Origin of the sequence: Massilia sp. CT11-108 (genome assembly GCF_047302915.1) — a bacterium.
Classification (GTDB): Bacteria; Pseudomonadota; Gammaproteobacteria; order Burkholderiales; family Burkholderiaceae_D; genus Telluria; species Telluria orientalis.
In genome coordinates, this window is the sequence record NZ_JBKYMO010000963.1 from 1 (window position 1) to 1,100 (window position 1,100).

The following is a 1,100-nucleotide window of genomic DNA, read 5'->3' on the forward strand; positions in this document are numbered from 1 at the left end:
TGGCCGCGCGGCGCGCGTTCGGCGCCGAGGCGCTGCTGCGCTGGCGCACGGAAGACGGCCGCTTCGTCCCGCCCGACCGCTTCATTCCGATCGCGGAATACTCGGGCCTGATCATCGACATCGGCGCGTGGGTGCTGCGCGAAGCCTGCGCGGAACTCGTGCGCGTGCGCGCGGCGGGCCACCTCGACTTCACGATGTCGATCAACGTCTCGCAAGTCCAGTTCCGCCATCCGCATTTCATCGACATGCTGCGCCAGGCGCTGCTCGATACGGGCGCGCCGCCGGAGCGTGTCGAGCTGGAGATCACGGAATCGATGGCGATGGAAGAACCCGATCTGCTGATCGAACGCCTCGCCGAAATCAAGCGCACCGGCGTGTCGATCGCCATCGACGATTTCGGCACGGGCTTCTCGTCCCTCTCCTACCTGCAGCGCCTGTGCGTGGACCGGCTCAAGATCGACCGCGCGTTCGTGACCGAGATCACGGACGCGGCAAGGGGCAGCAGCATCGCGGAGATGGTCATCGAGCTGGGCCGCAACCTGGGCCTGTCGATCATCGCCGAAGGTGTGGAGGACGAGGTGCAGGCGCAGATCCTGCAGGCGCTCGGTTGCCCGCTCGCGCAGGGCTATCTGTTCGCGCGCCCGCTCGCGCCCGCGGCACTCATCGAGTGGCTGGGCAGCGACGCGCTGACGCGCGCCGCGTAATCACCGACGACCGGTCAATCCTCGGCCATCTGCTCGGCAGGCCAGTCGCGTATATAGGCCTTGAGCATGCGGTTCTCGAAGCTCTGCGCCTCGAGCACGGCCTTCGCGACGTCGTAGAACGAGATCACGCCCAGCAGCGTGCGCGCGTTCATGACGGGCAGGTAGCGCGCGTGCTTTTCCAGCATGATGCGGCGCACTTCGTTGACTTCGGTGTCCGGGGTGACGGTGATCGGGCTGTCGTCCATGTGCTTGCGCACGGTGCCCGCGGGTTCGAGCGAACCGCCGTGCGCGTGCAAGGCCTTGATGACCTCGCGGAAGGTCAGCATGCCGACCAGGTCGCCATATTCCATCACGACGAGCGAGCCGATGTCGCGCTCGGCCATCGTGGCGGCGGCG

Annotated in this window: 2 protein-coding genes; one reads left to right on the forward strand and one right to left on the reverse strand. The window is 67.1% G+C overall.

Annotated elements, in window-relative coordinates; translation table 11 throughout:
- Positions 1 to 704: EAL domain-containing protein (locus tag ACEN88_RS32375; RefSeq protein ID WP_413346324.1), on the forward strand; the 704-nt coding region annotated here is incomplete at its 5' end.
- Positions 705 to 718: 14 nt separating this feature from the next.
- Here ACEN88_RS32375 and ACEN88_RS32380 read toward each other — a convergent pair.
- The coding region (locus ACEN88_RS32380; protein ID WP_413346326.1) for a CBS domain-containing protein at positions 719 to 1,100 on the reverse strand (382 nt) is incomplete at its 5' end.